This is a genomic window from Nitratireductor sp. GCM10026969, from assembly GCF_042660605.1.
GTDB lineage: Bacteria > Pseudomonadota > Alphaproteobacteria > Rhizobiales > Rhizobiaceae > Chelativorans.
This window is the reverse complement of sequence record NZ_JBHSUM010000222.1, coordinates 1-5,026: the sequence shown is the minus strand read 5'-3', so window position 1 is coordinate 5,026 and position 5,026 is coordinate 1. Positions and strand designations below refer to the sequence as shown.

1 protein-coding gene and 1 pseudogene are annotated in these 5,026 nt (G+C 68.4%); both read right to left on the bottom strand.

Annotation, left to right across the window (positions count from 1 at the left end; genetic code table 11):
* A partial coding sequence (locus ACFP9U_RS23745; RefSeq protein ID WP_378625232.1) for a TonB-dependent receptor occupies positions 1-3,758 on the bottom strand: 3,758 nt, incomplete at its 3' end.
* A pseudogene (locus tag ACFP9U_RS23740) lies at positions 3,755-5,026 on the bottom strand (hypothetical protein); the annotation flags it as partial. The pseudogene ACFP9U_RS23740 and the gene ACFP9U_RS23745, both read right to left, overlap by 4 nt.

Here is a 5,026-nt window from a genome sequence, read left to right as displayed (position 1 = left end):
TTCCCGACGACGTTGAGGAAGAGGCCCTGGTCGTCGAGGGTGAGGTCTCTGAGGTCGTCGGAGAAGCGGCCGAAGTTGTAGCCGAGGCCGACCTTGAAGTTGTTGCCGACATGGCGGTAGAGGGCGGCCAGCGCGCCGTATTCGGTGTCGACGTCGGGGATGTGCATGACGCGGCCCTCGACGAGCAGGTCCCATTTCTTGATGAGATGCAGGTCGGCGCGCAGGATGCCGAGATGGGCGGAGGATTTCTGCCATTCCTCCTCGAAGGCGGCGTGCGAACCGTGCCCGGTGCGGTATTTGACCTCGCTGATGCGGAAGCCGTATTTGCCGCCGATGGTGAGCCAGGGCACGAGGTCGTAGGCAACGTCGGCCGACAGGATGTGGCTGCGCTGGGCCGGCGCATGGGAATCGCCGGTCGCACCGCTGATCACCTGCCTGTTGCCGGGCAGGTCGTAGAGCCAGGTGTATTTGAACAGCGCGTTCAGGCGGTCGTTGTCGACCGGCCGGTAGGCGTAGCCGAGCGAGGCCTCGACATAGTCGGTGTCGGCGAAGAAGACCTCGCTGGACTTGGTGTCGGAGACCACCGCGTCGACATGGGCGAGAAGCCGCCAGTCGGGGCTGGTCTTCCAGCCGAGGCCGGCGGCGAACAGATAGGAGTTCTGGTCGCGCGTGCCGTCGTCGGAGCGCTCGATCCTGACCTCGCCGCGCACCCGCGCATTGATGCCCGCCTCCTCGTCCTTGTAGGCGAGGCTGAGCGAGGGCGCGTAGCGGTCGAAGTCCTCGCGCGCTTTGCCCTCATAGACCGTGTCGTCGCGCACGCGGCCGATCTCCAGCCCGGCGTCGACGGTCCACTGGGCGTCGGGGGTGTAGACGACGCCATAGGTCTGGGTGAGCGACTTGCGGTTGCCGTAAAGGTCGTAATTGCTTTCCGAATAGGCCGACACCATCTCGCCCATGCGCCGGCGCATGCCGGCGACGATGGTGCCCTTGTCGGTGCCGTAGAGGTCGCGGCTGTTGTCGAGCTGGAAGGCGCGGTCGGGGTCGAGCCGGTAGCCGAGATAGTAGTGGTCGTCGGCGTTCGGGTCGTAGGTGATGCCGGCCAGCCCGCCGATGCCGTGCGTGCCGTAGGAGACCTCGCCGGTCACCCCCACCTTGTCGGTGAGCCGCCATTCCGCGCCCACGCCCACCCGGTCGTTGCGGTCGATGTCGCGCGAGCGGTGAACCGTGCCCTGCGCGAAGCCGTAGACCAGCCGGTCGTCGTCGAAGCGGTAGTCGATGCGCACACCGGCATCGACGCGGCTGCCGTCATAGCCCGACTTGCCGGCCTGCCGCGCCCAGGGCGACATGATCTCCGTATAGGTGACGCCGAAGGAGGCCTTCCAGTGCCGGTCGAACTGCCAGCTGACGCTGCCGGTGCCGTCGCGCCGCACCCGCCCGTCACCGTCCTTCAGGTCGTCATAGGCGAGCTTCAGACCGAGGTCCTCGGTCAGCTCCAGATCGGCATGGGCGCCCCAGATGCGCCGGTCGACGGCGGCATGGTCGAAGAGGCTGGCGTAGCCCGCCTCCTTCTCCTCGTAATAGCCGCCCACCGTGCCCTTGATGCCGGCGCCGGCCTCCTCGAGGTCGACCTGGCCGCGCACGCGCCAGGCCGTGCCCTCATCGTCCGCGCCGGCCGGCGCGCCGGGCCGGTTGTCGCCCCAGGTCAGCCCGCCGTCCACCGATTGCGACAGGTTGAAGCCGCGCCCCTTGGAATGGGCGACCTCCGCCTCCAGGAAGGTGCGCTCGGAATGGCGGATCTGGATATCGGCGCCATAGGCCTTCTGGTCGGCCAGTTCCGTCGAATCGTCCATGCCGGTCACGCCGAGGCGGACGTGATCGTTCAGCCAGTGCTGGGCGCGCCCGCCATAGACATAGCCGTCGACATCGCTCGCCAAAGGCTCGTACTCGTAGTCCACCGTCAGATAGAGCCGCTCGCCGCCGAGCGCGCCGTTGCGCACGGGACCGCGCGCCCCGGTCATGGAATTGAGCGGCCGGCGCAGGATGATCACGCCCTGCATGTAGTCGAAGTGATAGTCCTCGCCATAGGCCAGCGTGCGCCGTTCGACGACGCGGTCGGTCACCGGATCGCGCACCTCCACGCGCACCGTCTCCGAGCCCTCGACGATGTCCTGGCGCTTCAGGAAGTAGGCCGAGCCGCCGGTGCCCCGGAACACCTCGCGGGAGGGAAGCGTGTCGGGCTGGGCGGCGTAGAGGGTGACCTCGGTGCGCCGCTCGCCGAAGGGCGTCGCCGCTTCGGAGCGGTAGACGGCGTTGGCCCCGTAGAGCGCCCGGTCGGAGCGCAGGAACTCGGTGCCGGTGATCGCCGTCTTGTAGTTGCCCCACATCACGTGGCTGTCGCCGCGCTCCAGCCGCACATAGAACTTGCCCTTGGTCGGCGCGTCCTCGACCATGGTCGAATCGTCGCCATAGACCGGGTAATAGTCGTCCGGGTCGAGCCGGCGCAGGATGCGCCGCGGGTCCTCCTTGTCGAGGTTCTTCCACAGCGCGTCGAGTTCGTCCTCGCCGGTGTCGGCGGCCGCCGTCAGCAGATACTTCCCCTTGATCTTGCCCTTCAGGTAGAAGGCCAGCCTTCCCTTGGAATAGACCTCGTCATATTCGCCCGGCCGCACCTCCTCGATGCGGTCGTCGCCCATCCGCTTGCCGATGGTGAGATCGGCCAGCGCGACGTAGAACCAGTCATTGTCGGGGATGTTGATGTCGCGGGTAAAGGCGAGCCCGCCGGTCTTCGACGCGCCCTTCACCGCGACCGCCACGGCATGGTCGCCGGGCGGCAGGATGCGGCTCACCACGAAGGACTGCTCGCGATCGAGCGGGATGGTCTCGCCCAGCACCTCCACCCGGTAGCCCGGCGGAACGTTGCGACCATAGACCGTCACCGCCCCGCCATGGACGGGAATGTTGTGGAAGGCGGTGCGGTCCTCGCCCCAGCCGGGCGCCACCGCGTCCTCGCGCCTGTGGCCGGCCAGATCCGCACGGTCGGTGCGCGCAATCGTCAGCGGCACCGTCTCGTCATAGCGGCCCCTCTTGTCATAGACGCGCAGCACATAGGCGAACGCGCTCTCTTCCGCCGCCGGCATGGTCCAGGAGGCCGTGCCGTTGATCGCGACCGGCAGGATGGCGAGCGGCCGGTCCTGCGCCCCCGCTTCGAAGATGCGGATCTCCGCCTTGTCGATGAAGGCCGGATAGTTCGAGGTCGCCAGGAACGTCACCGCCTCGCCGGCCGCATAGGTGCGCTCCACCGGCATGGTCGACACGTTGAGAAGCCGCCCCGCCTCGAGCCCGTCGAACTTCACCTGGATGTCGACCGCCGACAGCCCGACATCGGCCTGCCGCTGCCGGTCCACCGGACGCACAGCCCCTTCGACAGGCTCCCCTTCGACAGGCTCAGGACGGGCCTCGCCCGGCGCAAGCGCCGAATCCGCGGCGGGCTCGGCGCTCTCGTCCACCGTCTCCCCGTCGACGCTGATCTTGAAGGGGATCGACGGCGCATCCGCGGCCCCTTCCGCCTCCGTGTTCGCGCCCACCGGCAGCGCGTGGACGGAGCTGTCATGGGCGCTCCTGAGCTTGTCGAAGGGGCCATCGAGGCCGTCCTCGGCCAGCGCCGGCGGCAGCCCCGCCAGCGCCCCCGCCAGCGCCGTGCAGCCGAGGAGAAGAAACCTGCGGTCGAGCAGGCCGCGCGCAGTCAGGTTCACCCTCATTGTCCCGCCTCCACACGCGTCTCGATGTTCAAGGGGTAGGCCCGTTGCCGTTCTCGCCATCGCTCGGTGATCAGGTCCTTCATGTGCTCTACGCGCGCTTCGGCCAGCGCCGGATCGCTGCCCGCGTCGATGTAGGTGAGCCGCAGCACCGACCGCTCCTCCGCAAGCACGCCGACCAGCGCGTCGAGGCCGGCCGACCAGCGCGCGTCAAGCTCCGTCTCGCGCGGCACGAAGGCGGCATCCTGGAGATCCAGACGCACCACCCGGCCGATCGAGGCGCCGAAGTTGAGCTTGGTCATCTTGCCCGCCGTCAGACGCACGACGCGCGGGTTCTCCGTCGTCAGCCGGTAGCCGGTCGGCAACGTGCGCTCGTCCAGCTTCATGATGAAGTTCGAGCCGATGCGGCTGTCCGGCAGGTCCGCGCAGGCGACGTGGAAGCGGCCATGCGCATCAGTGGTGATCAGCCAGCCCTTGACGGTCGCCACCCGCACGCCGGGAAGCCCCGGCTCGCCCTGATCCTGGTAGCCGTTGCCGTTCACATCGTCGAACACCTTGCCGATGATGTCGCCGCAGTCGAACACCGGCTCCACCAGGATCTCCACCACGGCCCGCGCCTCCGGCGCCAGCTGCCGCCCGGCCGCATCCTGCGCGCGCGCCCGGTTGACGTGCTCGCCCGGACCGGCCGAGGAGAGCGCCACCAGCCTGAGCCGGATCTCGATCTCGCCATTGCCTTCCAGCGACAGGTTCGCAAAGCGGATCTCGCGGCCGCCCTCAAGAGGCGTCACCTCCACCCCGTCAATCGTCGCCGAGCCTTCCACATAGCGGAAGCCCGACGGCACCCGGTCGACCACCGTCAGCCCGTCCACCCGCGAGCCGGCATGGTTCGTCACCCGGATCGTGAACGGCGCCTGCTCGCCGCGCCGGATGTAGCGCAGGTCGGCAAGCTTGACGATGGAGATCTCGCTCGCCGCCGCCGGAAGGGAGAGCACAATGACGCTCTCATCGGAGACCACCTCCGTCCCCGTCACCCGCGTCCCGTTCGCATAGCCAACCGCCGTCGCCGTGTTCTCAACAGCGTTCTCGATCCCCGCTGCCGCGTCGATGTCCAGCTCTGCCAGGGTATAACTGGCCGTAAACTTCCGCTCCTCGCCGGGCTGGAGTGTCGCGGCGGAAGGCGCGAAGTCGGACAGTGTGCCGCCGCCATCGATATCGCCGAAGAGCGGCCCATCATCCTGCGGCACGACATCGGACAGCGGCACGTTGCCCGT